This window comes from Pseudomonas brassicacearum (assembly GCF_003732265.1).
GTDB lineage: Bacteria > Pseudomonadota > Gammaproteobacteria > Pseudomonadales > Pseudomonadaceae > Aquipseudomonas > Aquipseudomonas brassicacearum_D.
Genome location: NZ_MOBK01000068.1, coordinates 1 through 254, shown reverse-complemented (window position 1 = coordinate 254; position 254 = coordinate 1). Strand labels below are relative to the sequence as shown.

At 60.2% G+C, this 254-nt stretch carries 1 pseudogene; it reads left to right on the top strand.

Annotated features, from left to right (window positions below):
* Positions 1 to 91, top strand: a pseudogene (locus tag BK660_RS30075) (class I SAM-dependent methyltransferase); the annotation flags it as partial.
* Between the last annotated feature and the right edge of the window lie 163 nt (positions 92 to 254).

Below are 254 nucleotides of genomic sequence, written 5' to 3'. Positions count from 1 at the left end.
GGTTCTGGCGTCCCCTCGCGGCGCGCAGATCAAACGGGCGCTGGACGCGGTCGTGGCGAAAAGTCAGGTGATCATCACCCGTAAACCCTAAGCACTTACCTGTGGACCTGTGGGAGTGAGCTTGCTCCCGCAGGTTTTGTGCACCCTGTAGCCCTGTGTTGGTAGGGATCAGGGATGTCATGGTGTCTTTCGTGCGACTCTCGGTCCTGCTTGGTGCAGTGCTGCTCAACGGCTGCGAGCAACAAGATGCGCCG